Genomic DNA, 23,524 nt, shown 5'->3' with positions numbered 1-23,524 from the left:
TTGGGCATGTCTGACCACACCACTCGCCGATCGTCGTCCATCGAGGACTACGTCCGGGCGATCTACGGGCTGGTGGAGCGCGGCGAGGCGGTGTCGAACACCTCACTGGCCGGCCGGCTGGAGGTGAGCCCGTCCTCGGTGTCGGGCATGGTCACCAAGCTGTCGCAGCAGGGCCTGGTCGCGCACGTGCCCTACCGCGGCATCGAGCTGACCGCCGAAGGCAGGCTGCTCGCCCGCGCGGTGCTGCGGCGGCACCGGCTGATCGAGACCTACCTGGTCTCCGAGCTGGGCTTCACCTGGGACGAGGTGCACGCCGAGGCGGACGCGCTCGAGCACGCCGTGTCGGACCGCCTGGTCGAGCGCATCGCGGTGAAGCTCGGCAACCCGGTCCGCGACCCGCACGGCGACCCGATCCCGGCCGCCGACGGCAGCATCGAGGAACTGCAGACGGCCATCCTGGACGAACTGCAGCCGGGCGTGGTCGGCGAGATCGTGCGCGTCTGGGACACCGACCCCGACCTGCTGCGTTACCTCACCGAGCACGCGATCAACCTCGGTCAGCGCATCGAAGTCGTCGAGCGGCAGCCGTTCGGCGGGCCGATCGTGGTGAAGGTGGGTTCCCCGCCGGACGCCGCCACGCACGCGCTCGGCAAGGAGATCGCGCAGGCGCTCAGCGTGGCCGTGCGCGCCCGCTGATCAGTCCACAGTAGACACACGGCGGGGTTGGAGATTCGCTGCCCGCGCCGGGAATTGTTGCGCTTCGGTGGCGGGCCTACCGATCAAGCCGCTGCCCGGCTTACCCTGCTTTGCCCGGGGTGGCCAGGAGTGGAGCCGCGATGAGCGCGCGAACCGAAAGCCGTGAGGTCCGGTCGTTGCTGGAGACCGGGCCGTTCGCGGCCGCGCTGCGCGCCGCGATCCGGGCGCGCGGGCTCGGGCTGGAACGCATCCGCTACCGGCTGCGCGACCGCGGTGTGCCGGTCAGCCTCGCCACGCTGAGCTACTGGCAGTCGGGCCGCTGCCGCCCGGAACGGCCGGAGTCGCTGGCCGCGCTGACCGAGCTGGAGGACGTGCTCGACGTGCCGCCCGGCTCGCTCACCCGCCTGCTGCCGCCGCCGCGGCGGCGGCCTTCAGCCTCGCTTGCTGCACCACGCCCGCCACGACAGCGAACGCGGTGACCAGCAGGGTCAGCAGCATCGAGGTGCGGCTCGACGAGTTGACCAGCATCGCCACCACCACGGCCGCGAGCACCACCACGACCAGCAGCGACAGTGCCGGGAAGGCCCACATCCGCAGCGACAGCGCGGCCTCGCCGCCTTCGCGCCGCACCCGCAGCCTGCCGCGGATCTGGGTGGCGGTGATCCACAGGTAGACGATCAACGCCACCGCGCCGGAGGAGTCGATGAGGAAGTTGAACACCGTTTCGGTGGGCAGGAAGTAGTTGGCCACCACGGTGGCGAAGCCCATCGACGACGAAGCGAGCACCGCGCCGACCGGCACCCCGCGCCGGTTCGTCCGGCCGAACACCGGCGGCGCCTCGCGGCGGCCCGCCATCGAGTAGAGCATGCGCGAGGAGGCGTAGACCCCGGAGTTCAGGCAGGACAGCACCGCGGTCAGCACGATCAGGTCCATCACCACGCCCACCGCCGGGAAGCCGAGCCCGCTGAGCACGGCGGCGTACGGGCTCGCGGTGACCTCGGCGGAGTTCCACGGCAGCAGCGTGACCACCACCAGGATCGAGCCGAGGTAGAACACCAGGATCCGCCACACCACGCTGCGCATGCTCCGGCGCACGGCGTCCTCCGGGTGCTGTGCCTCACCCGCGGCGACGGTGACCATCTCGGTGCCGAAGAAGGACAGGAACACCACGGTCATCGCGGTCAGCACCGCGCCCCAGCCGTTGGGCAGGAAGCCGCCCTGCCCGGTCAGGTTGTCCAGGCCGGGGGCCGGGTGGTCCGGGAAGAGGCCGAGGATCGCGGTGGCGCCGATGGCGATGAACGCGGCGATCGCGCACACCTTGATCATCGCGAACCAGAACTCGAACCGGCCGAACGAGCGCACGCTGACCAGGTTCACCGCGGTCAGCACCGAGGTGAAGAGCAACGCGGCCAGCCAGGACGGCAGCGCGGGCACCAGCTTGACGGTGATCGCGGCGCCGGTGATCGCCTCGAAGCCGATGATCACGCACCACTGGTAGGCGTACAGCCAGCCGATCGTGACGCCCGCCCACGAGCCCAGCTCACGGGTGGCATAGGTGGCGAACGAGCCGGTGTCCGGCGAGGCGACGGCCAGTTCGGCCAGCATGCGCATCACCAGCACCACCACCGCGCCGGCCACCACGTAAGCGATGAGCACGCCGGGACCGGCGGTTTTGATGGCCTTCCCGCTGCCGACGAACAACCCGGCGCCGATCACGCCGCCGATCGCGATCATCGACAGCTGGCGGGTGCTCAGCGCGTGGTTCAGCTCGCTCATGCTGCCCCCTGGTCCGTCGGCGACGATGGGGGCAGAGTTTGATCTCTTCACCGGATCGGGTCAACTCGGAACGAGGAGTGAGATGCGCGCGGTGGTTTTTGACGAGTACGGGGTGCGGCCGGTGCTGCGCGAGGTCCCCGATCCGGTGCCGTCCGAGGACGGTGTGGTGATCGCCGTCGAGGCGACCGGCGTGTGCCGCAGCGACTGGCACTCGCTCCAGGGGCACGACACCAGCGTCACGCTGCCGCACGTGGCCGGGCACGAACTGGCCGGGCGGATCAGCGCGCTGGGGGGCGGGGTGCGTGGCTGGTCGGTCGGTGACCGGGTGACCGTGCCGTTCGTCTGCGCCTGCGGGACGTGCGAGCAGTGCGTGGCCGGGCACGGGCAGATCTGCGACCGGCAGTTCCAGCCGGGTGCCACAAACTGGGGCTCGTTCGCGGAGTTCGTCGCGATCGACCGGGCGGCGGTGAACCTGGTGCGGTTGCCGGACGAGCTGGGGCCGGTCACCGCGGCCGCGCTCGGCTGCCGGTTCGCCACGGCGTTCCGCGCGGTGCTGCGGCAGGGCGAGGTCCGGGCCGGGCAGTGGGTCGCGGTGCACGGCTGCGGTGGGGCGGGGATTTCGGCGGTGATGCTGGCGGTGGCGGCCGGGGCGCGGGTGGTCGCGGTCGATCTGTCGCCGTCGGCGCTGGCGCTGGCTTCTTCCCTGGGTGCCGAAGCGACGGTTTCCGGTGGTGACACGGCCGCGGCGGTCAAGGAGATCACCGGCGGCGGCGCGCACCTGTCGCTGGACTGCGTGGGTTTGCCGTCGACCTGCGCGGCGTCGATTTCTTCCTTGCGCAAACGGGGAATCCACGTGCAGGTCGGGCTGATGCCGCTGGCGCAGGGGGTGCCGCCGATCGCCATGCACGAGGTGATCGCGGGGGAGCTGCGGATCGTCGGCACGCACGGGCTGCCGGCGCACGAGTACCCCGCGATGCTTTCGCTGGTAGCCGCCGCCGGGCTCGACCTGGACCGGCTGATCGGCCGCCGGATCAGCCTCGACGAGGTCCCGGACGCACTGATGGCGATGAACGAACCCGTTGCCGCGCACCAGGGCGTGACCGTGGTGGACCGCCTGACCTAGCTTGAGTCAAAACTCAAGCTAGTGCGGCCGGGCGGCATAGGCTCGCGCCTTCGCCCGGTTTCCGCAGACGCGCATGCTGCACCACCGCCGCGCGCCCCGGGGTGACGAGTCCCAGAAGGCCCAGTAGCAGTTGTCCCCGGGGCAGATGCGCAGCCGTTGCCATTCGCCCGCGGCCTGCGCTCGCGCATACCCGATCACCAGCTGCGTCAGCGCCCGCGTCGCCGGAGCCGTGGCTCGCGGCGCGAATTCCGCGCCGGTCGTCGCGGTGAACGGCAGCCGGTCGAAGCAGCGCACATCCGGTTCCGGCGCCGGAGCGTGGTTCCCCAGTGCCAACGCGCGCAGCGCCGTCCGCAGCTCCAGCGCCAGCCGGAACTCGGCGGCCGTAGCCGAAGCCACGCCCAGCCACGAAGCCAGCGCGGCGGCGTCGGTCAGCTGGTCCGTGCCCTCCTCGACGTCCATCGAGTTGACGAACTCCAGCACCGGCGCCAGGTACTCCGGCAACACCCGCGGTGCGCCAGCCATCGCCACCACCTCCTGCTTGACAACCCCACTCTAACCGATAGAAGCTCATAACCGGTTATGAACCGTAACAGGTTAGGAGAGCCATGTCGGTCCAGGCGCCGCCGCACCTCCGCAACGAGTGGTCGTTGCTGGTCTTCACCGCCACCACCAATCTCGCCGACGCGGTCACCAAGGTCGCCCTGCCGCTGCTCGCCGCCTCGCTGACCCGCTCACCGACGCTGGTCGCGGGCGTCGCCACCATGCTTTCCCTGCCGTGGCTGCTCACCGCGCTGCACGTCGGCGTGCTGGTCGACCGCCTCAACCGCCGCAGCCTGATGCTCGCCGCCGAACTCGCGCGCCTCGCCTCGATCGGCGTCGCCTTCGCCGCGTACCTGACCGGCACGACCAGCCTTCCGCTGATCTTCGGGGTCGCCGGGGTGCTGGGCGTCGCCGAAGTGGTCGCGCTGACCGCGGGCGCGTCGATCATCCCGGCGGCCGTCGCCCCCATCCGGCGGCACAAGGCCACCGCGCGCATCACCGCGGTCGAGTACCTCTGCAACGGTTTTCTCGGCGCACCCGTCGGCGGTTTCCTCGTCGCCGCCGGGGCCGGGCTGGCGCTCGGCGTCACCGGGCTCGTCTACGCGGCGGGCGCGCTGCTCCTGCTCGTGCTCGCCGGGAACTTCGCCGCGAAACCCGCCGAACGCCGATCGGTCCACCTCGAAATCCGCGACGGCCTCAACTTCCTTTGGCAGCACCGGGTTCTGCGCACGATGGCGTTGCTCGTCGCGGTGATGGCGGGAGCGTGGCACGCCTGGCTGGCGATCCTGCCGCTGTACGCCGTCGCGCCCGGCCCGCTCGGTCTCGACGCGCGCGGGTACGGCCTGCTGCTCACCTGCCTCGGCGCGGGCGGGGTGCTCGGCGCGCTGGTGGTCGGCCCGGTCAACCGGCTGATCGGCCGTCGCTGGGCCATGTTCGCCGACCTGGTCGGGTCCTTCCTGCTGGTCGCCGTGCCCGCGGTGTGGCACACCGGCTGGGCGGTCGGCGCGGCCGCGTTCGCCGCCGGGGTCGGCGGCACGATGTGGACGGTCAACGCGCGCCTGCTCGGCCAGGAACTGGTGCCCGACCACTTGCTCGGCCGGTTCAACGCGGCGTACCGGCTGGTCAGCTGGGGTGCCGCGCCGGTGGCCGCGGCGCTGGCGGGCGTGCTCGCCGAACTGGCCGGATTCGGCGTGGCCTTCGGCTTCTTCGCCGCGCTCGGCGCGCTGACGATCATTCCGTTCTTCCGCGTGATGACCGCCGAAGCGCTCCGGTAGGGCGGACCCCACCGCGCGGCCTCCGGCGCACTCCAGTGCCCCGGGGCACTTCGCGCGAAATGCTCGGGCCATGACGGTACGGCGTATCGCGCGCTGGAGCGCGACCCATCCCTGGCAGGCGATCGTGGGGTGGCTCGCCTTTGTCGCGATCGCCTTCGCCGCGGGCACCCTGACGGGCACGAACCAGGCGCGGGGCGAGGACTTCTGGATCGGCGAGGCCGGGCGCGCCGAGCAGATGGCCGCCGAGGGCGGGATTTCCCGGCCACCGGTGGAAAACGTGCTCATCACACCCGCGTCCGAACCGGCCGCCGCCGAGGTGGCGCACCGCGTGCGTGACCTGCCCGGCGTGGCGGACGTCGGCGAGCCGGTGCGGTCGCCGGACGGCGGCAGCCTGCTCGTGGTGATCACCATGGCCGGTGACGACCAGCAGGCGGGCGAGCACGTCGAGCCGGTCATCGAGCAGACCGGCGCGGTGGCCGCCGCGCACCCGGAAATCCGGCTCGTGCAGACCGGCGACGCGTCGCAGGAACGCGGTCTCGGCGCGCAACTCGGCCAGGGCGTGCTGATCACCAAGGCCATCACGCTGCCGGTGACGCTGCTGATCCTGTTCCTGGTGTTCGGTTCGCTGCTGGCGGCGGGCATTCCACTGCTGCTCGCGCTCACCGCGATCCTCGGCTCACTCGGTCTCTATGCGCTCGCGTCGGCGTTCTTCCCGGACGCGGGCGGCGCGGTCACCAGCATCCTGCTGATGATGGGCATGGCCGTCGGCGTCGACTACTCGCTCTTCGCGCTCAAACGCGTTCGTGAGGAACGGGACCGTTCGCGCGGGCAGCTCAGCCACGCGGCGGCGGTCGAAATCGCGGCGGCGACCTCGGGTCGCGCGATCGTGGTCTCCGGGCTGGCCGTGATCGTTTCGCTGGCCGGGCTGTACCTCGCCACCGACGTCATCTTCTCGTCCATCGCCACCGGCACGATCATCGTGGTCGCGGTCGCCGTGCTCAGCGCGGTCACCGTGCTGCCCGCGCTGCTGGCGAAACTGGGCCCGCGCCTGGAAACCACGCGCCGGCCGCGGCCGCCGCGGCTGTGGAACCGCCTGCTGCGCCCGGCCGTCGAGCACCCGGTGCCGACGCTGCTGGTCGGCCTGTTGCTGATCGGCGCGCTGGCGATCCCCGGGTTGAACATGAAGCTGGGTGTGGAAGGCATCAACACCTTTCCGCGGTCGGTTCCCGAGATCGCCGCGTACGACGAGCTGGTCGCGGCGTTCCCGGATCGCGGCGCTTCGCACATGGTGGTCGTCCGCGGGGACAACGCCGCTCAGGTGGCCGCGGACCTGGCCACGCCCGACGCGCGCGTTGTGTCCTCTGTGGACGGTAGGACGCAGCGTGTCGAACTCCCGATCCCGTATTCGGCGGGCACTCCCGAGGCCGACGACTCGCTGGCGCAGCTGCGTGCCCAGCCCGTGCCGCCGGGGGTGGAACTCGCCGTCTCCGGTGAGCCCGCGCGAGGTGTCGACTACTCGGCGCACCAGGCGGAACGGCTGCCGTGGGTGGTCGGGTTCGTGCTGCTGGCCACCTTCGCCATGATGGCGCTGGCCTTCCGGTCGGTGGTGATCGGCGCGCTCGGCCTGGTGCTCAACCTGCTGTCCGTGCTGGCCGCCTGGGGTGCGCTGGTGGTGGTCTTCCAGGGCAACTGGGCCGAGGACCTGCTCGGCTTCACCTCCACCGGGTTCATCGGCTCACGCACGCCGCTGATGCTCTTCGCGATCCTTTTCGGACTGTCGATGGACTACCAGATCTTCGTGGTGAGCCGGATCCGCGAGGCGGTCGCCCGCGGCCTGCCGACCAGGGAGGCGGTGGTGGACGGCATCACCGGCTCGGCGCGCGTGGTGAGCAGTGCCGCGCTGGTGATGGTGTCGGTTTTCCTCGGCTTCATGTTCATCGACCGGATCGAGATGAAGCAGATCGGCCTGGGCCTGGCGCTGGCGGTGCTGCTGGACGCGGTGGTGGTGCGGATCCTGCTGCTGCCCGCGGCGCTGTCGTTGCTGGGCAAGGCGTCCTGGTGGCCGGGCCGGGTGCCGGAGCAGGCCCCGCCGCTCAGGACCCCGGCAGGTCGAGCCTGATCCGGCAGCCGGTGTCGCCGACCACGGCGATCCGGCCGCCGTGCAGTTCGGCGACCCAGCGCGCGATGGCCAGGCCGAGCCCGGTGCCGCCGTTCCCGGCGCGCTCACCGCGGGTGAACCGCTCGAACACGCGCTCGCGGTCGGCGGGGGCGATGCCCGGCCCGTCGTCGGCGACCTCGATGGCGAGGCCGGTGCCGACGGCCGTCGCCCGCACCCGGACCTCTCCGCCGGCCGGTCCGTGGCGGACGGCGTTGTCCAGCAGGTTCGCCACCACCTGGTGCAGGCGTTCCCGGTCGGCGTGCACTCGCGCGCCGGGTGGCTCGACCACCACGGTGAACCGCACGTCGGCCTGGGTTTCCGCGACGGCTTCGCGCAGCAGCGGCTCGATTTCGAAGGTTTCGCGGTGCAGCGGCTCGACCCCGGCGTCGATCCTGGACAGGTCGAGCAGCTCGGTGACCAGCCTGCCGAGCCGCTCGGTCTGGCCGAGCGCGGTTTTCAGCGCGTCCTCGCCGGTCACGCCGTCGACCGCGTTCTCCAGCACCGCCCGCAACGCGGTGATCGGGGTGCGCAGCTCGTGTGAGACGTTCGCGATCAGCTCACGGCGCTGCTGGTCGGCGGCTTCGAGATCGGCGGCCATCCGGTTGAACGCGGCGGCCAGCTCACCCACCTCGTCGCGGGAGGTGGCGCGGACGCGCCGCGAGTAGTCGCCCCCGGCCATCGCGCGGGCCGCCGCGGTCATCTCACGCAGCGGCTTGGTCATGCCGTGGGCCAGCAACTGCGTGGTGACCAGCGCGATGACCAGCGCGGCGATCGCGGTCCGCGGCGGCAGCCAGCCGATCTGGTAGCGGAAGAAGATCAACGCGGCGCCGGTCGCGCCCACCACCAGCAGGCCGAGCTTCAGCTTGATGGACCGCACCGGGTCCAGCGGGCGGGGCAGGCTCATCGCGCCTCCAGTGCGTAACCGACGCCGTGCACCGTCCGGATCAGGTCGGCGCCCAGCTTGCGGCGCAACGCCTTCACGTGGCTGTCCACCGTCCTCGGTGGACCTTCCCAGCCCCAGACCTGGGCCACCAGCTCCTCCCGGGAGACCACCGCGTCCGGCCGTCGCGCGAGATTGGTGAGCAGGTCGAACTCGATCGGGGTCAGGTGCGGTTCGCTGCCCGCGCGGCGGACGCGGCGGCGGACCTGGTCGATCTCCAGGTCACCGACGACGATCCGGTCCTGGTTGGCCGGTGCCGCGCGGTCGGCGCGCCGGAGCAGCGCGTGCACGCGCGCGGCGAGTTCCCGGATGGAGAAGGGCTTGGTCAGGTAGTCGTCGGCGCCGACGGCCAGCCCGACCAGCAGGTCGTTCTCGTCGGCCCGCGCGGTGAGCATCAGCACCGGCACCGGGCGGCGGGCCTGGATGCGGCGGCAGACCTCCAGGCCGTCGTACCCGGGGAGCATGATGTCGAGCACGACCAGGTCGGGAGCGCCCGCTTCGGCGGCGGCGACCCCGGCCGGTCCGTCGTGCGCCAGGTCCACCGCGAAGCCCTCGGCCCGCAACCGGGCGGCGACCGATTCGGCGATCGTCCGCTCGTCCTCCACGATCAGCACTCTGCGCCGCATGCGCCGACTCTAGGGTGGTGGGGTGAACCTTCGCTGGGGCCTGCTCGCGGCCGGGCGTATCGCCGCCGAATTCGCTGACGGGGTGCGGCTTTCGCGCCACGGGGAACTGGCCGCCGTCGCGGCACGGGACGCTTCGCGCGCCGCCGCGTTCGCCCGGCGGTTCGACATACCGCGCCACTACGGCGACTACCAGGCGCTGCTCGACGATCCCGAGGTCGACGTCGTCTACATCTCCACCCCGCACACCGCCCACGCGCACTGGGCGATCCGCGCGGCCGAGGCGGGGAAGCACGTGCTGTGCGAGAAGCCGCTCACCATCAACCACGCGCAGGCCGTCGAGGTGATCGAGGCGGCGAAGCGGCACGACGTCTTCCTGATGGAGGCGTACATGTACCGGCCGCACCCGCAGACCCGGCGGCTGGTGGAGCTGATCGAGAGCGGGGCGCTCGGCGAGGTGCGCGCGGTCGACGTGAGCTTCGGCTACCGCGCGCCCGACAGCGCGCCCGAGCGGCTTGGCACCTGGTCGCTGGGTGGCGGCGGGATCCTGGACATCGGCGGTTACGGCATCTCGATGGCGCGGCTGGTCGCGCGGGCGGCCACCGGTTCCGACGAGCCGGAGGCGGTGACCGGGCTCGCGACCATCGACCCGGAGCTGGGCGTGGACACCAACGCGGTGGCCGCGCTGCGCTTTCCGGGCGGGATTCTGGCGCAAATTTCGTGCGCGACCGGAGTTACGCGCGCGGATTACGTCCGGGTTTACGGCACGGAAGCGCACCTGCTGATCACGCGGCCGCCGTGGGCGCACGGCATGCGAGACCCCGGCGTCTCCACCATCGAACTGACGCCCGGCGGAACCATCGAAGTGCGCGCTGACCAGCACTTGTTCGCCGCTGAGGCAGACTACGTGGCAGAGCACGTGGAGGCCAGGCAGGCACCGGAGATGAGCTGGTCGGACACCCTGGCGAACATGCGCACCCTGGACCGCTGGCGTGCCGCGGTCGGCTTAAGTTACGAAGCGGACAATGCCTGACCCGCACACCTGAGCGAAACGCGGACTCGATTTTGTCGGGCCCGGATGCGAACATGCGTTCGTGTCTGATCAACAACTGCTCACGCGGGTCCGCAAGCTGCTGGCGAAGGCCGAGGACCCGGCGGTCACCGAGGCCGAGGCCGAGGCGTACAACACCAAGGCGGCCGAGCTGATCGCCCGCTACGGCATCGACCGCGCGGTGCTGGCCGCGGCCGGTCGCCACACCGACACCATCACCAGCGTCAAGATCCCGCTGCACAACCCGTACAGCAAGGACAAGGCGCACCTGCTGACCTGCGTGGCCGATCCGCTGCGGTGCCGGGTGGTGCTGCTGTGCCGGGGGCAGGCCGTGCAGGCGGTGACCGTGTTCGGCTTCCGGTCCGATCTGGACCGGGTGGAGCTGCTGTTCACCAGCCTGCTCCTGCAGGCGACGACCCAGCTGGCGAAGGTGCGGCCGGGCTGGGCCGGGCAGGGGCAGACGGTCGCGGCGTACCGGCGCACGTGGCTGGCCGGTTTCGCGTCCGCGGTGCGCCTGCGCCTGAAGGCCGCCGAGTCCCGCGCGGTCGCCGAACACCACGAGCCGGGCGGACGGTCCGCGGAACTCGTGGTGCTGGACCGGAAAAACCTGGTCAACGCCGCCTACGACGCCCAGTACGGCAACCTGCGCCCAGCCGGCCCCCGGCAACTCTCGGGCACCGGCTACACCGACGGCCACTTCGCCGGCCGACGCGCCAACCTGGGCGCCACCCACCTGAAGGGCGGTGGTGCCGCGTTACCCGCACGCACAGCCTCGTGATCCGGGCGGCCCCGTGCCCCGGCGGCCGTACGAACGCGCTGGACACGAATGTGGCTTTCGGGGCGAAATCCGCCCTGTTCAGTCTCAGCTGATGTGACACAGGTTGTGTCTCTGAGCAAGTGACACACCCTGGGTGGGTGATGCTGCGGGGTCTGTTGCCTGGACGGCGTTGTGGTGGCTGGCCATGGCGCGGAAACGGGCGATGATGCATCTGATGGATGCGGTGGTGGCTGCGGGGGCTGATGTCGGGAACGTGTCGGAGTGGTGCCGGGTCAACGGTGTTGACCGGCGCACGTTTTACCGGCATCGGGAACGGGCCCGGGCCGAGGGACAGTGGAGTCCTCGGTCCCGGCGTCCGGTCACTGTCCCGCACGCCACCGCGGAGCCGGTGGTGGCTCAGATCGTGCGGTTACGCCAGGAACTGGCGCCGGACAACGGCGCGGATTTCATCCATGACCGGCTCGAGGTGCTCGCGGCCGAGCGGGACTGGGCGGGACAGGGCTGGCCGGTGCCGTCGCGGGCCACGATCAACCGCGTCCTGGACCGGAAAGGCCTGCTGGTCAGCAACCCCCGTAAACGGCCGCGGTCGTCCTGGCGGCGGTTCAGCTATGCCCGGCCCCGGGACTGCTACCAGATCGACGCCACCGAGATCGTGCTCGCCGACGGCAGCAAGGCCGTGGTCTTCGATGTGCTCGACGATTGCACCCGCATGCTGCTGGCCTGCCAGGCAGCCCGGTCGGAAACCGCCGCGGCGGCCTGCACCGCGATCAGTGCCGCGTTCACCGAGCACGGCCCACCCGCGATCGTGCTCTCCGACAACGGCCCCGCCTTCACCGCCCATCCCCGGCACCCACACGCCGGCCCCACCCAGTTCGCCCGCACCGTCACCACCACCGGCGCCCGCCTGATCCACTCCAGCCCCTACCACCCGCAAACCTGCGGCAAAGTCGAACGCCACCATCAAACCCTCAAAAAATGGCTGGCTCGCCAACCCCACCCACCAACCACCCTGACCAGCCTGCAAACACTGCTCGACACCTACCGCGACTACTACAACACCCGCCGCGGGCACAGCGCGCTCGGCCGCCACACCCCGCACCACGCCTGGACCCACGCCGAACACCACGGCGGCCCCACCCACCCGCCCGTCCAAACCGACGCCACCATCCACCGGCTCACCGTCAGCAAACTCGGCACCATCTATCTCGGACACCGAAAACGCCTACTCATCGGCCGCGAACACACCGGCAACACCATCACCATCATCCGCGACGGCGACCGGATCACCGCCTACACCAGCCACGGCCACCCCATCGGCCACACCCACCTCGACCACACCAAAGACTGGCAAGGCACCCTCACCCCCGCCGCCTAACATGTGTCACAACAACCGAGACAACACTGCGACAGATCTCCCGAGACACGACAGGGCGAAATCCGCCCCGAAAGCCACATTCGTGTCCACGGATAGCCGCCGCCCCCCATCCGGCCGGGAGCCGGGAGCCGGGAGCGGGGCGCTCAACCCGAGCCACCCACACTGCCCCCTCCCGCCCCGGTCACCGTCGTCACAATCGAGTGCCGGGGTGGCTGGCCACCGAGTCAGGCGCGGTGGACCTGGAACGGCGAGAAGCTCTGCGCCACCGGCATCAGCTCCAGCACGTTCACGTTCACGTGCGCCGGCTGCGAGGTCACCCAGTGCACCGACTCGGCGATGTCGTCGGCGCTCAACGGCTGCATGCCCGAGTAGACCTGGTCCGCCCGGTCCTGGTCGCCTTCGAAGCGGACCACCGAGAACTCCGTCCCCCCGACCATGCCGGGTTCCACCGACGTGACCCGCACGCCCGTCCCGTGGAGGTCGCTGCGCAGGTTCAGGGTGAACTGGTGCACAAAAGCCTTCGTCGCCCCGTAGACGTTGCCGCCCGGGTACGGGTAGGTGCCCGCGACCGAACCCAGGTTCACCACGTGCCCCCGCCCGCGCTCGACCATGCCGGGCAGCGCGGCCCGCGTGCAGTGCACCAGGCCCGCGCAGTTCGTGTCGATCATCTGCTGCCAGTCGTCCGGGTCGGCCTGGTGCGCCGGGTTGAGCCCCTTGGCCAGCCCCGCGTTGTTGACCAGCACATCGACCTCGGCGAACTCGGCGGGCAGCCCGGCGAAGGCCGCGTTGACCGCGTCGCGGTCACGCACGTCCAGTTCCAGCGGGTGCACCGCGTCACCGAGGTCGGCGGCGAGTTCGGCCAGCTTGTCCGCGCGCCGGGCGGTGGCGATCACCTTGTCACCCTCGGCGGCGAACCGCCGGGCGATGGCGGCGCCGAAGCCCGCGCTGGCCCCGGTGACGAAGACGGTTTTCTGTCGCGTACTCACGAGCCGAACCGTACTTCCCCGTCCGAGCCGTCCGCGACCGAAGAGAGGAAGGCCTCAAGCTCCCCGTCGAACGCGTCCCGCCGTTCGAGGTTCGGCATGTGCGCGGCCCCCTCGATCACCGCCAGCCGGGATCCGCTGATCCGCCGGTGCATCAGCTCGGCCTCCGCGACCGGCGTGAACTCGTCGTCGGAGCCGACCACGATCAACGTCGGCTCCGCCACCGAGCCCAGCGATTCCACGTAGTCGAGGCGTTCCGCCCGGCCGCGCAACGCGGCGGCCGCGCCTTCCGCCGGCGCGCCGCGCATCATGCCGAGCACGTGCTTGCCGACCTCGGGCAGCGCGTCCAGGTTGTGCGGCGCGACCATCTTCGGCAGCACCTCGTCGGCATACGGGCCGAGCCCCTCGCGCAGCAACCGGTCCGCCGTCTCGTTGCGCAGTCTTTTGCCCGCGGAAGTCTCCCCGACCGGGGAGGTGTCGGCGAGCACCAGCGCACGCACCCGTTCCGGGAACAGCCGGTGGAACTCCATCACGATCTGCCCGCCCATGGACAGCCCGCCGAGCACGATCCGCCCCACCTCGAGCCGGTCGAGCAGTTCGGCGAGGTCACGGGCGAAGGTCTCCAGGTGCGTTTTGCCCGGCACCACGGTGGTCTCGCCGTACCCGCGCAGATCGGGCGCGATCACCCGCCAGTCCGCACCCGCGAACCGGTCCACCTGCGGCTGCCACATGGACCGGTCGAACGGGTGCCCGTGCACCAGCACCAAGGGTGCACCGGTGCCTTCGTCGGTGTAAGCCACCGAAATTGCACCGAGATCAATCCTGGCCATTTTCCCTGCTCTCTCCGTCAATGCTTGACAATCGCAGGCTAATCCCCGGTAGATTGCGGAGGCAATGAAAACAATGATCTCGGTGCAATTCGGGACAATGCATGGATGACTTCCGGCTGATCGCCGACCGCCTCGCCGCCGACATCAGCGAGGGCAGGCTGCGCCCCGGCGACCGCCTGCCGCCGCAGCGCCGGTTCGCCCGTGAACACCGCATCGCCGCCTCGACCGCGACCCGCGTCTACGGCGAGCTGGTCCGGCGCGGCCTGGCGGTCGGCGAGGTCGGGCGCGGCACGTTCATCCGCGCCGCCCGGCCGCCCGCCGATCCCGCGCTCGCCGAACCGGCCGCCGCGCCGATCGATCTCGAGCTGAACTTCCCGCTGCTGCCCGAGCAGGGGGAGCTGCTGGCGAAGAGCCTGGGCGGCCTGATCCGCGCCGACGCGCTCGGGTCCGGCCTCCAGCCGACCACCCCGTCGGGCACCGCGGCGGTGCGCGAAGCCGCGGCCACCGCGCTGCGGCGCGGCGGCTGGACCCCCGATCCCGGCCGGATTCTCTTGGCGGGCAACGGAAGGCAGGCTATTTCGGCGGCGTTCAGCGCGCTGGCCGGGATCGGCGAGCGCATCGGCGTCGAGGCGCTGACCTACCCGGTGGTCAAGGCGATCGCCGCCCGGCTCGGCATCACGCTCGTGCCGATCGAGGTGGACGAGGACGGCATGCGGCCCGACGCCGTGCGCGCGGCACACCGAGCCACCCCGCTGCGCGCGATCTACGTGCAGACGGCCGTGCAGAACCCGCTCGGCATGACCATGCCGGCCGGTCGGCGGCAGGAACTGGCCGACGTGCTGACCGAGTTGGACCTGCCCGCGATCGAGGACGGGGTCAACGGCTTCCTCCGCGCCGACCTGCCGCCGCTGCTCGCGCTCGCGCCGGACCACGTGATGCTGGTGGACAGCCTGTCCAAGCGCCTCGCCCCGGGGATGAGCCTCGGTTTCCTGGTGCCACCGCCGCAGTTCGCCGAGCGGGTGGCCGCCGCGTTGCGGTCGGGCGGGTGGACCGCGCTGCGCTTCGCGATGGAGGTCGCGACGCGGTGCATGGCCGACGGCACGCTCGCCGAGATCGAAGCGGCGAAGCGGCGGGACGCGCGGGCGCGGCAGGAGGTGCGGGCCGACTGCCTGGCGGGGTTCACCGTCCGCGCGGATCCCGGGTCGTACCACTGCTGGTGGGAGTTGCCGGAGCAGTGGCGGGCGGAGACCTTCGTCGCCGCGGCCGCGCGCCGGGGGATCGCGGTGAGCCCGGCCGCCGCCTTCACCGTCGGCGCCGGGCACGCACCGAGCGCGGTGCGGCTCGCGTTGAGCTGTCCGCCGCCGGACCGCCTGCGGGCGGCGCTCGAGCAGCTCGCCGGGCTGGCCCGCGGGACCGCGGAGGAGGCCGGGATCGAGTGAGCCGGCCCCTTGCTCATTCGGTAAGGCAAGGTTACCCTAACCCGTGCTCAAAAGATCGTTTGCGCTGGTCGCGTTGGTGGTGCTGACGCTCGCGGGTTGCTCGTCCGGCCCGGAACCCGCGGCTGGCGGGAACGCCGCGTTCTCGGTGACGCTGCAACACGCCTTCGGCGAGACGACCTTCACCAAGCGGCCGGAGCGCGTGGTGGCGCTCGGTTACAACGACCTCGCCGTCGCCACCGCGATGGGCCTCAACGTCGTCGGCGCGGTCAAGGGTTACGACCCCGGCGTGCCGCAGGCGCCGTACCTGGCGAAGCAGCACGGGCCGGAGGTGCTGGCGCTGGACATGAACGGCATCAGCTTCGAGAAGGTCGCCGCCTACCGGCCGGACGTCATCCTCGCCGTTTCGATGGTCACCCTCGACGCGCCGGGATACGAAAAGCTCAGCCAGATCGCGCCGACGCTGCCGTTCGAGTCCACTTTGTACGGTGGGTCGATGCAGGAGGACGCGCTGCGGATCGGCCGGGCCGTCGGTGACGAGGCCGGTGCGCGGCGGCTGGTCGACCAGGCCGCCGCGGAGATCGCCGAGCTCAAGGCGGACCTGCCGGGCCTGGCGGGCAGGTCGTACCTGTTCGGGCAGGCCCGCGGTGAGGTGATTCCGCTGGTGGTCGGCAAGGACAACCAGTCGACGAAGTTCATGAGCTCGCTCGGGCTCAAGGTCCCGGACGCCTTCGCGAACGTGCCAACCAGCGCCGATCTCGCGCCCGGCACCATCGGGCTGTCCTACGAACAGGCCGAACAACTCGACAGCGCGGACGCGTTGTTCATGACCTATCCGAGCGCGGTCGACAAAACGACCTTCGAGGGCAATTCGCTGGTGCAGCGGCTCAAGGTGATCACCGAAGGGCGGTACCAGGGCGTCAGCTCGGATGCCGCGCAGATGTTGCAGGCGCCGAACGTGGCCGGCGTGAAGTGGCTGCTCGACCAGCTACGCCCCGCGCTGACCCGGATCGGACAGGTGTAGCACGCGGTAGCGGACGCCCTCATCAGCCGATTCGCCGTTGTGCAGGGTGAACCGCGTCAGCTCCCAGCGACGCAGATCGACGGCGAGCACGGTGGCGTACACGGAATCGCCGACGGCCACCTCGCGGGCGCGGGCGACCGCGTCCGCCGGGGCCTCGCCGTCCATAATGGACTCGGTGGTCCTGGTGGCGGCCGTCGCCGTGGGCGCCGGGCCGCGCCGGACCTCGACGCCGAGCCAGTGCGCGATCGGCGGCCTGCCGAAGCTGTCGCAGAGGCCGCGGAAACCGTCGCTCCACAGGAACCGGTTCATCGACTCGCCCGAATCCCACCAGTAGAACGGCGCGTACTGGTTGACCCCGTGCACCTCGCGCTCGCGCACGCAATACGCCTTGAAGCCGAGGCCGTCGAAGGTGTCGAGCGCGTGGCCGCGGGTGGCCACGCGATGCCGGATGATGCCCATGTCGTAGTCGGCGGGCAGCGTGATCTCGTACTGCATTGCCTGCATCACGGCCTCCTGACGAGCAAGTTCAGCACGCCTTCGACGGCGCGTTCGAAGCCTTCGGACGCGCCGGAAGCCCGTGCCAGCACGTAACCGCCCTGCAGCGTGGCGACCACGGTGGCGGCGGTGGCGGCGGGGTCCAGCCCGGTGAACTCGCCGTCCGCCTGCCCTTCGGTGATCACCTCGGCGAGCCGGTTCCGCAGCCAGTCGAAGGTTTCCTCGACCGGGCGGCGCAGTTCGGGGCTGCCCATCACCTCGGGATCCTGGGTGAGCCTGCCGATCTGGCAGCCGCGCAGGATCTCGCGCTCGCGGTGCAGGTATGCGGCGATGCGTTCGGATGCCTTGCCAGGCCCGGAAAGTTCGGCGTCGGCCTGGGTGCGCAGGGCTTCGGCGGTGCGTTCGACCGCGGCCAGCGCGAGTTCGGGCTTGCCCGCGAAGTGGTGGTACATGCTGCCCTGCCCGGCGCCCGCGTGCTGCTGGATGGCCTTCGGGCTGGTGCCGACGTACCCGCGTTCCCACAGCAGTTCGCGCGTGCTCTCGATCAACCTGTCGCGCGTGTCCATGCGCCAACCGTACATACCAGTAGGTACAGACCACAAGCCGGTGACCGGATCGGTCCGCATCGCGCCCTGATCGGGCCTGTCGCCGACCACGGCGCGAAGGCAGGCTGGACGGCATGAGCAGCGCGCTTCTGGTGATCGACGTCCAGGAATCCTTCCGGCAGCGGGACAACTGGCGGCACGTCTCGAACCCGGACATCGTCGAGCGGGTGAACCGGCTGGTCGCCGCCGCCCGCGCCGGTGGTGACCTGGTGGTCTGGGTGCTGCACAACGAGCCGGGCACGGGCGGGGTGTTCGACCCGGCGAGCGGGTTCGTCCGGCTGATGGACGGCCTCGACCCGGCGCCCGGTGAGCCGGTGGTGCACAAAACCGCGCACAACGCCTTCACCACCACCAATCTCCAGCAACTGCTGACCGCGCACGGCATTCGCGAGGTGGTGGTCAGCGGGATCCGGACCGAGCAGTGCTGCGAGACCACCGCACGCGTCGCCTCCGACCTCGGCTACCAGGTCACCTTTGTCACCGAGGCGACCGCGACCACGCCGCTGCCGCACTGGGAGGCGCCCGCCGACCGCACCGCGGACGAGGTGCTCGCCGACCCGCGCACGCTCCAGACCGACGAGATCATCGCGCGGACCGAGTACGCGCTGGCTGGCCGGTTCGCCACCATCCGGAGCATCGGCGAAGTGGCCGGTACGCTGACCGGATCGTGACCACCGTCGCCTTCCTGCTGGTGCCGAAGCTGCACCTGCTCGACCTCGCCGGCCCGGCGCAGGTGTTCTCCACCGCCGGGGACCTCGGCCTGGGCTACCGCCTCCGCTACCTCGCCGAACAGCCGGAAGTGCCGACGGCACAAGGGGTTCCGCTGCGCGCGGAGGTGGACTGGCCGGAGCTGACCCGGGACGACATCCTGCTCGTCCCTGGCTGGCGCGCACCGCGGTTGAAGCACACCGGGCCGATCTCGGACGCGACGCTCGCCCGGATCCGCGCCCACCACGAGTCCGGCGGCCTGGTGGCGAGCGTGTGCGCGGGCGCCGACGCACTCGGCCGCGCCGGGCTCCTCGACGGCCGTCGCTGCACCACCCACCACGGCCTGCAGGACGAGCTGGCCCGCCGGTATCCGCTGGCCACCGTGGTCCGCGACGTGCTGTACGTGACCGACGGCCGGGTGGTCACCTCGGCCGGGATCGCCAGCGGCATCGACCTCTCCCTGCACCTGATCGCGGTGCGTCACGGACCCGGCGCCGCCGCGCGGATCGCGCGCGAAATGGTCGTCTACTCCCGGCGCAACGGTGAGGAACCGCAGGCCAGCGCGATGTTGCGGCATCGCGACCACCTGAACGACGCCGTTCACCACATCCAGGACCTGATCGACGAGCGCTTCGCCGAGCGGCTGCGGCTCGCCGATCTCGCGCGGTCGGCCGGGTGCAGCGAGCGAACGGTCACGCGGTTGTTCGGCCGGGTCACCGGGCTGACCCCGTTGCGCTACCAGCAGGTCCTGCGCCTCGAGCGCGCGGAACACCTGATCGGCCAGGGCATGACCGTGGAGCGTGCGGCCAGGTCGGTCGGCTTCGAGGACGCCCGCATGCTGCGGCGCCTGCGGTCGCGGGCCTGAGCACTCCAGTTTGAGTACCGCGCGTGCTAGGCTCGCGGCTCTGCTCAAATTTGAGTGCTCTCCGGAAGGCGGCCCCCGTGGAGAAGACCATTCCGCTCCTGCCCTGCGTGTCGATCACCGAGACGCTGGACTTCTACTGCTCGCTCGGCTTCGAGATCACCTACCGGCAGAAGGCGCCGAACGTCTACGCGGTGGTGGCGTTCGACGAGATCGAGTTGCACTTCTACGTGCTGAAAGGCTTGGTGCCGCAGGACAACTTCAGCACCTGCTACGTGCTCACCGACCGGGTGGACGTGCTGTACGAGCGGTTCACCGGCGGGCTGCGGGCGGCGCTGGGGAAGCTGCCTTCGCGTGGCCTGCCGCGGGTGAACCCGCTGAAGAACCTGCGTTCGGGCAATCGTCAGTTCATCGTGATCGATCCGTCCGGCAACTACGTGCGCATCGGGCAGCCGTTCGCCGAGCAGACCAACGGGCTCGCGAAGGGGTCGCCCGGCGGGCCGAAGCTGGGCCGGGCGCTGGAGACCGCGACCATGTTCGCCGATTCGCACGACGATCCGGAAGCGGCGGTTCGGGTGCTCGACCGCGCGCTGGCGCTCGACGAGGAAGTGCCCGCGGCGCTGCGGTTCCGCGCGCTGGTGCTGCGTGCCGACCTGGCCGTGCGGCTGGGCGCGGACGACGACGCGCGGCGTCTGCTGTCCGAAGTGGACGGTTTCGGGCCGGTGGCCGACGGTGACGTGACCGACGAGCGGCAGCGCGTCGAGGACCTGCGGTTGCAGCTCACGACCCAGTGAACCACATGTGAAACAACTTCAACGAAGACAAACCAACGCGAAACGCTTGCTAACCCACATCGGTGTGGTTACGCTGAGGAGGCAGCTGGTTCCTGATCGAAAGGACGCAAGCGTGCTCAGCACACGAGTCACCATCGGATCCTCGGTCGGCCTGCACGCCCGCCCGGCTCGCCTGCTCGCCGAAGCCGCCGGCAAGCAGGCCGCCTCCGTCCGGATCGGCCGCTCGGAAGACGCGCTGGTCGACGCCGCCAGCATTCTCGCGGTGATGTCGCTCGGCGTCGGCGGTGGTGAGGACGTGGTGCTGGTGGTCGAGGGCGAAGGCGCGGAGGAGACGCTGCGCGAGCTTTCCGAGCTGCTGGCGCAGGACCTCGACGCCGTGGTGCCCGCCTGATCCGTCTAGCTTGAGTTTTAACCTGTTCGTCGTGGTCGAGGTGTGCTCGTTTTGGTGTTCTTGCTGTGCTTGGGTTTTCGGGTGTTCGTGCTGGTGACGGTGTGGACGTCGTGGCGTGGTGCGGGTCGGTGATTGGGTGTTCCGGCGGAGCGTCCGGGGCCGGGCCGTGAGGGTTTCGGGACACCGGCGGGACAGGTGAGTTGTGGGCGCAGGTTCCGAAACCCTCGGCGGACTCTGGCCGGGGTGAGCCGCTGGGCTGGTCGGGGTTTCTCCCAGGGGCGGCGCAGGTCGGCGGTGAGGTCGCGGGTGAGGCGGAGTTGGGTGTAGGCGGTGATCAGCAGCCAGGTCCAGCGGTCGGCGGCCTCGGGTGAGCGGAGTTTCGGGGTGGTCCAGCCGAGGGTTTGCTTGAGCATGCGGAAGGTGTGCTCGATGTCGAAGCGGCGCAGGAACGCCTGCCAGGCCAGATCGACCTCGGCCTGGTCCAGGCCGGTGCCCGAGTGCCAGAGCCACACAGGTTTCGGGATCGCCCCGGAGGGCAGACGCTGGACCTGCAACCGGATCACGGTGCCCTCGATGATCGGCAGGGCGCCGTTGTGGCCGGCCCAGGCGATGCGGTGGGTCAGCCGTGGATGCAGCCGATCCCAGGCCCGGATCAGCGCGGGACCATAGAGCCGGGTCGTGGTGTCGGTGACGACATCAGGCTCGCCCCAGGTGTTCGGGTCGCCGAAAGCGAACTCGTCACCGTGGCGGCGGGGCCTGCCCATCGTGCCGGGCGGCTGCGGCGGGACCGGGCGATGCAGCACCCGATCGGTGCGCATCCGCACCAGCACGGTGATCGGAAGATCGGCCAGCACATGGGCCAGGCGGGGACCGTCGTAGCCGGCGTCGGCGACCAGCAGGATGTGCGGGTCTCCCGGCCGCCAGTGCCCGGCTGCGGTCAAGCGGTCCACCACGCCCCGGATCTGCCGGGCGGTCACGCTCGCGGCGTTGTCGCCGGGCGCGAGCCGGACCGCGTCCAGCGGCGCGGTCCACGAACTCCGTCCCGCTTCCAGCGCGACGACGACGGAGTAAGGCCAGCCGGGCACCATCATGTGCTGGTCCTTGCCGCGGCCGTAGGTGTGACACAGGACCCGCTGCGGACACGTGTGCGCCTCCGGGCGCAGCCAGCAGGTCACATCCACCGCCAGCACCAGCCGCCCGTCCGCGGCACGCGGCAGCGACACGCTGGTCAGCGCGGTCCGCAGCCGGTTGACCTCGACACGACCCCGCGCCAGCGCGGCATAGCCACTGCCATGACCACGGCGATGCTCACCGGCCAGCGATAACTCCGCGACCGACCGCACCGGCCCGTCAGCGCACAACACCGCGTCGGCCAACTCGAACAACGCGTCCGCCCGCCGGGTCAGGCACCGGTAGAACTCCTGCCGGAACACCGACAGCTCCCCGGACGCACCGGCGTCACGGGCGTGATGCACACTGATCAACTGAAGCCCTTGGTCTCGATCTTCCTCTGTCGCAAGAAGAAGGATCACCCAAGGGCTTCACTCATGATCAACAGGGGTCACCGCCGACCACTCAGGCGTTAAAACTCAAGCTAGGGCGTGTTTCACCAGTCTGTTCGATGGGCTTCGTGATCCAGGTGGTTCCTGGCGGTGCCGGGCGTTCGGCCTCGTACTGGGCGTACTCGGCCGAAGGCCCGGTGCCGCCAGGAACCACCTGGGCGCGAAGAGCGCGAACAAGACTGGTGAAACGCGCCCTAGCCGAAGCACTAGTCGTGCTCGGGCATCGTGGACCGGGTGACGGCACTGAGGGTGGTATTGGCAGGTTCGGAACTGTTCACTGAGGACGGTTGCCCGCTCGAAGTCGATGATCTGGACTCGGCCGGTGAGGTCGAATTCGTCCGGTCCGAAGAACCACCACGAGCGGCGGGATGCGCCGGGTGACCCCCAGCGCCCGGCGCGTCCCGCGTTATCGCCGCCGGGTTCCCGCGGGCGAACACCCGATGTGGATGCCGAAGATCAGGTCGAACCGGCGGACACCGAAATCGGCCTCGGGCAAGGAAACGGTCTCGAAGGCCGCCGACGGGTTCCGCCGCCTCGATCATCTTCGGTGACCGGTCAATCGCCACCGTTGCACTCCACGGCCCACGCCGGTAGCGGTCACCGTCGCGCCTCCTGGTTGGCCAGCGTGTGGGCGGTGACCGCGTCGGTCAGTGGCTGGTGGATGGCCGTGCCCAGGTAGTGGCCCATGCCCGGGATCGTGACCAGCCGCGCGTCCGGCAGCACCTCGGCGAGGTGACGGGCGTGCGGCGGCGGGTGGATCGGGTCGAGCGGGGCCTCGATGACCAGCGCGGGCGTGGTGATGCCCGCCAGATCGCCCGCCCGCGTGGTCCAGTCCTGCCGGATCGAGCCGTGCGGGTGCTCCTCGACGGGTTCCTCGGCCACCGCGTGTGCCCGCGCGCGGGCGAGCCGCTGCCGCAGCTCGGTTTCGTCGAACGGCAGCTCGTCGCCGGAAAGCCGCCGGTAGAAGTCGATCTCCGAAATATCGCTGGGGTTGAAGGCCAGTTCGATGAACCATCGCTTCGGCGTCGGCAGGCCGTCGAGCGTGGGTTCGCCGGTGAGCGCCCGCTCCCAGTTGCCGAAGAAGTCCACGTCCATCGCGCAGCTGCCGAGCAGGGTCATCGCGGTCAGCCGGTCGCGGTGGTCGAGAGCCAGCAGCTGGGTGACCGCCGAGCCCATGCCGAAGCCGAGCGCGTGCGCGCGATCGACCTCCCAGCCGTCGAGCACGGCGACCGCGTCGCGTGCCAGGTCGTCGAAGTTGTAGGGGGCGGCCGCGAAGTCGCGGTGGGTGGACCGCCCGGTGTCGCGGTAGTCGTAGCGGATGACCAGGTGCCCGGCCTCGGCGAGGCGGTGCACCAGCGGTTCCGGCCAGTCCATCGAGGATTGGCAGTCGCCGGCGTTCAGTAGCAGGGCCGGTGACCCCGCGTCGCCGATCGCCTGGGTCCACAGTTCGACGTCGCCGGATCGGGTGAGTCTTTCGCGCATGCGGCCGAAGCTACGCAG

Annotated in this window: 24 protein-coding genes; 14 read left to right on the top strand and 10 right to left on the bottom strand. The window is 70.8% G+C overall.

The annotated features are described in order from the left end of the window. The first annotated feature begins 6 nt into the window (after window positions 1-6). Together A4R43_RS25675 and A4R43_RS25670 are read left to right on the top strand one after the other, a co-directional pair. Window positions 7-696, top strand: a complete 690-nt coding sequence (locus tag A4R43_RS25675) for a metal-dependent transcriptional regulator (protein ID WP_113694646.1) — start codon at window positions 7-9, stop codon at window positions 694-696. A 140-nt stretch (window positions 697-836) separates the two neighbouring features. Then, window positions 837-1,175 carry a transcriptional regulator gene (locus A4R43_RS25670; protein WP_113694645.1) on the top strand — a complete coding sequence of 113 codons (339 nt, stop codon included), beginning with the start codon at window positions 837-839 and terminating at the stop codon, window positions 1,173-1,175. Here the strand turns inward: A4R43_RS25670 and A4R43_RS25665 are convergent. Next, on the bottom strand, window positions 1,093-2,472 hold the full coding sequence (locus A4R43_RS25665) for an amino acid permease (RefSeq protein ID WP_113694644.1): 1,380 nt from the start codon (window positions 2,470-2,472) through the stop codon (window positions 1,093-1,095). The genes A4R43_RS25670 and A4R43_RS25665 overlap by 83 nt on opposite strands. A gap of 82 nt (window positions 2,473-2,554) precedes the next feature. Between A4R43_RS25665 and A4R43_RS25660 the strand changes: the two genes are divergently transcribed. Then, on the top strand, window positions 2,555-3,595 hold the full coding sequence (locus A4R43_RS25660; RefSeq protein ID WP_113694643.1) for a zinc-dependent alcohol dehydrogenase family protein: 1,041 nt from the start codon (window positions 2,555-2,557) through the stop codon (window positions 3,593-3,595). 18 nt (window positions 3,596-3,613) lie between these two features. Here A4R43_RS25660 and A4R43_RS43430 read toward each other — a convergent pair whose 3' ends face one another. After that, window positions 3,614-4,117: a CGNR zinc finger domain-containing protein gene (locus tag A4R43_RS43430; protein WP_113694642.1), complete on the bottom strand. Its 504-nt coding sequence runs from the start codon at window positions 4,115-4,117 to the stop codon at window positions 3,614-3,616. A gap of 83 nt (window positions 4,118-4,200) precedes the next feature. Here A4R43_RS43430 and A4R43_RS25650 point away from each other — a divergent pair, with 83 nt between their 5' ends. Beyond that, window positions 4,201-5,409 (top strand): MFS transporter, encoded by a 1,209-nt coding sequence (locus tag A4R43_RS25650; protein ID WP_113694641.1) that lies wholly within the window; start codon window positions 4,201-4,203, stop codon window positions 5,407-5,409. A 70-nt stretch (window positions 5,410-5,479) separates the two neighbouring features. Then, a complete protein-coding gene (locus A4R43_RS25645) occupies window positions 5,480-7,528 on the top strand; it encodes an MMPL family transporter (RefSeq protein ID WP_205215082.1) in 2,049 nt (682 codons plus the stop codon). On the opposite strand, the gene A4R43_RS25640 is transcribed toward A4R43_RS25645, so the two are convergent. Together A4R43_RS25640 and A4R43_RS25635 are read right to left on the bottom strand one after the other, a co-directional pair. Beyond that, window positions 7,503-8,471: a sensor histidine kinase gene (locus A4R43_RS25640; RefSeq protein ID WP_113694640.1), complete on the bottom strand. Its 969-nt coding sequence runs from the start codon at window positions 8,469-8,471 to the stop codon at window positions 7,503-7,505. The two genes, A4R43_RS25645 and A4R43_RS25640, sit on opposite strands and share 26 nt — an antisense overlap. After that, the gene (locus tag A4R43_RS25635) at window positions 8,468-9,133 is read right to left on the bottom strand and encodes a response regulator transcription factor (RefSeq protein WP_113694639.1); all 666 of its coding nucleotides are present in this window, start codon (window positions 9,131-9,133) and stop codon (window positions 8,468-8,470) included. Before A4R43_RS25635 ends, A4R43_RS25640 begins: the two co-directional genes overlap by 4 nt. 22 nt (window positions 9,134-9,155) lie before the next feature. Between A4R43_RS25635 and A4R43_RS25630 the strand changes: the two genes are divergently transcribed. The 3 genes from A4R43_RS25630 (at window position 9,156) to A4R43_RS25620 (ending at window position 12,334) form a co-directional block, all read left to right on the top strand. Further along, a complete protein-coding gene (locus tag A4R43_RS25630; RefSeq protein WP_113694638.1) occupies window positions 9,156-10,163 on the top strand; it encodes a Gfo/Idh/MocA family protein in 1,008 nt (335 codons plus the stop codon). A 61-nt stretch (window positions 10,164-10,224) separates the two neighbouring features. Then, window positions 10,225-10,959, top strand: coding sequence for a DUF2786 domain-containing protein (locus tag A4R43_RS25625; protein WP_113694637.1), 735 nt, complete (start codon window positions 10,225-10,227; stop codon window positions 10,957-10,959). Window positions 10,960-11,143: 184 nt separating this feature from the next. Next, on the top strand, window positions 11,144-12,334 hold the full coding sequence (locus A4R43_RS25620; protein ID WP_113691471.1) for a DDE-type integrase/transposase/recombinase: 1,191 nt from the start codon (window positions 11,144-11,146) through the stop codon (window positions 12,332-12,334). 224 nt (window positions 12,335-12,558) lie between these two features. On the opposite strand, the gene A4R43_RS25615 is transcribed toward A4R43_RS25620, so the two are convergent. Together A4R43_RS25615 and A4R43_RS25610 are read right to left on the bottom strand one after the other, a co-directional pair. Continuing rightward, complete coding sequence (locus A4R43_RS25615; RefSeq protein ID WP_113694636.1) at window positions 12,559-13,320, bottom strand: SDR family oxidoreductase; 762 nt, start codon at window positions 13,318-13,320, stop codon at window positions 12,559-12,561. Then, window positions 13,317-14,147, bottom strand: a complete 831-nt coding sequence (locus A4R43_RS25610) for an alpha/beta fold hydrolase (protein WP_113694635.1) — start codon at window positions 14,145-14,147, stop codon at window positions 13,317-13,319. Before A4R43_RS25610 ends, A4R43_RS25615 begins: the two co-directional genes overlap by 4 nt. Before the next feature lie 101 nt (window positions 14,148-14,248). Here A4R43_RS25610 and A4R43_RS25605 point away from each other — a divergent pair, with 101 nt between their 5' ends. Further along, window positions 14,249-15,586 carry an aminotransferase-like domain-containing protein gene (locus A4R43_RS25605; RefSeq protein ID WP_113694634.1) on the top strand — a complete coding sequence of 446 codons (1,338 nt, stop codon included), beginning with the start codon at window positions 14,249-14,251 and terminating at the stop codon, window positions 15,584-15,586. Window positions 15,587-15,629: 43 nt separating this feature from the next. Beyond that, window positions 15,630-16,607 carry an ABC transporter substrate-binding protein gene (locus tag A4R43_RS25600; protein WP_113694633.1) on the top strand — a complete coding sequence of 326 codons (978 nt, stop codon included), beginning with the start codon at window positions 15,630-15,632 and terminating at the stop codon, window positions 16,605-16,607. Here A4R43_RS25600 and A4R43_RS25595 read toward each other — a convergent pair. Both A4R43_RS25595 and A4R43_RS25590 read right to left on the bottom strand, forming a co-directional pair. Next, a complete protein-coding gene (locus A4R43_RS25595; RefSeq protein ID WP_113694632.1) occupies window positions 16,572-17,111 on the bottom strand; it encodes a DUF4865 family protein in 540 nt (179 codons plus the stop codon). The genes A4R43_RS25600 and A4R43_RS25595 overlap by 36 nt on opposite strands. After that, complete coding sequence (locus A4R43_RS25590; protein ID WP_113694631.1) at window positions 17,111-17,668, bottom strand: TetR/AcrR family transcriptional regulator; 558 nt, start codon at window positions 17,666-17,668, stop codon at window positions 17,111-17,113. The genes A4R43_RS25595 and A4R43_RS25590 overlap by 1 nt, the downstream gene beginning before the upstream one ends. A gap of 113 nt (window positions 17,669-17,781) precedes the next feature. On the opposite strand from A4R43_RS25590, the gene A4R43_RS25585 reads away from it, so the two are divergent. The 4 genes from A4R43_RS25585 to A4R43_RS25570 all read left to right on the top strand — a co-directional run bounded on the left by A4R43_RS25585 (window position 17,782) and on the right by A4R43_RS25570 (window position 20,462). Further along, window positions 17,782-18,378, top strand: coding sequence for a cysteine hydrolase family protein (locus A4R43_RS25585; RefSeq protein WP_205215081.1), 597 nt, complete (start codon window positions 17,782-17,784; stop codon window positions 18,376-18,378). Further along, on the top strand, window positions 18,375-19,280 hold the full coding sequence (locus tag A4R43_RS25580; protein WP_113694630.1) for a GlxA family transcriptional regulator: 906 nt from the start codon (window positions 18,375-18,377) through the stop codon (window positions 19,278-19,280). The genes A4R43_RS25585 and A4R43_RS25580 overlap by 4 nt, the downstream gene beginning before the upstream one ends. Before the next feature lie 77 nt (window positions 19,281-19,357). After that, a complete protein-coding gene (locus A4R43_RS25575) occupies window positions 19,358-20,071 on the top strand; it encodes a VOC family protein (protein ID WP_113694629.1) in 714 nt (237 codons plus the stop codon). A 112-nt stretch (window positions 20,072-20,183) separates the two neighbouring features. Beyond that, window positions 20,184-20,462 carry an HPr family phosphocarrier protein gene (locus A4R43_RS25570; protein ID WP_113694628.1) on the top strand — a complete coding sequence of 93 codons (279 nt, stop codon included), beginning with the start codon at window positions 20,184-20,186 and terminating at the stop codon, window positions 20,460-20,462. Between the two features lie 17 nt (window positions 20,463-20,479). Here the strand turns inward: A4R43_RS25570 and A4R43_RS25565 are convergent, their stop codons facing one another. Beyond that, entirely contained in the window at window positions 20,480-21,937 is a 1,458-nt protein-coding gene (locus A4R43_RS25565) for an NF041680 family putative transposase (RefSeq protein ID WP_236809205.1), read from the bottom strand. 684 nt (window positions 21,938-22,621) lie between these two features. Beyond that, window positions 22,622-23,506 carry an alpha/beta fold hydrolase gene (locus tag A4R43_RS25560; RefSeq protein ID WP_113694627.1) on the bottom strand — a complete coding sequence of 295 codons (885 nt, stop codon included), beginning with the start codon at window positions 23,504-23,506 and terminating at the stop codon, window positions 22,622-22,624. Window positions 23,507-23,524: the final 18 nt, after the last annotated feature.

The organism is Amycolatopsis albispora, assembly GCF_003312875.1.
Lineage (GTDB): Bacteria > Actinomycetota > Actinomycetes > Mycobacteriales > Pseudonocardiaceae > Amycolatopsis > Amycolatopsis albispora.
The sequence above is the reverse complement of the archived record's forward strand: the minus strand, read 5'-3'. Positions and strand labels throughout refer to the sequence as shown.

Bases quoted from the DNA above. Each gene is read 5' to 3' on its own strand.
- A4R43_RS25660 (WP_113694643.1), top strand. From the start codon at position 2,555: ATGCGCGCGGTGGTTTTTGACGAGTACGGGGTGCGGCCGGTGCTGCGC.
- A4R43_RS25640 (WP_113694640.1), bottom strand. From the start codon at position 8,471: ATGAGCCTGCCCCGCCCGCTGGACCCGGTGCGGTCCATCAAGCTGAAG.
- A4R43_RS25590 (WP_113694631.1), bottom strand. From the start codon at position 17,668: ATGGACACGCGCGACAGGTTGATCGAGAGCACGCGCGAACTGCTGTGG.
- A4R43_RS25585 (WP_205215081.1), top strand. From the start codon at position 17,782: ATGAGCAGCGCGCTTCTGGTGATCGACGTCCAGGAATCCTTCCGGCAG.
- A4R43_RS25675 (WP_113694646.1), top strand. From the start codon at position 7: ATGTCTGACCACACCACTCGCCGATCGTCGTCCATCGAGGACTACGTC.
- A4R43_RS25610 (WP_113694635.1), bottom strand. From the start codon at position 14,147: ATGGCCAGGATTGATCTCGGTGCAATTTCGGTGGCTTACACCGACGAA.
- A4R43_RS25665 (WP_113694644.1), bottom strand. From the start codon at position 2,472: ATGAGCGAGCTGAACCACGCGCTGAGCACCCGCCAGCTGTCGATGATC.
- A4R43_RS25620 (WP_113691471.1), top strand. From the start codon at position 11,144: ATGGCGCGGAAACGGGCGATGATGCATCTGATGGATGCGGTGGTGGCT.
- A4R43_RS25595 (WP_113694632.1), bottom strand. From the start codon at position 17,111: ATGCAGGCAATGCAGTACGAGATCACGCTGCCCGCCGACTACGACATG.
- A4R43_RS25645 (WP_205215082.1), top strand. From the start codon at position 5,480: ATGACGGTACGGCGTATCGCGCGCTGGAGCGCGACCCATCCCTGGCAG.
- A4R43_RS25605 (WP_113694634.1), top strand. From the start codon at position 14,249: ATGGATGACTTCCGGCTGATCGCCGACCGCCTCGCCGCCGACATCAGC.
- A4R43_RS25560 (WP_113694627.1), bottom strand. From the start codon at position 23,506: ATGCGCGAAAGACTCACCCGATCCGGCGACGTCGAACTGTGGACCCAG.
- A4R43_RS25635 (WP_113694639.1), bottom strand. From the start codon at position 9,133: ATGCGGCGCAGAGTGCTGATCGTGGAGGACGAGCGGACGATCGCCGAA.
- A4R43_RS43430 (WP_113694642.1), bottom strand. From the start codon at position 4,117: ATGGCTGGCGCACCGCGGGTGTTGCCGGAGTACCTGGCGCCGGTGCTG.
- A4R43_RS25670 (WP_113694645.1), top strand. From the start codon at position 837: ATGAGCGCGCGAACCGAAAGCCGTGAGGTCCGGTCGTTGCTGGAGACC.
- A4R43_RS25650 (WP_113694641.1), top strand. From the start codon at position 4,201: ATGTCGGTCCAGGCGCCGCCGCACCTCCGCAACGAGTGGTCGTTGCTG.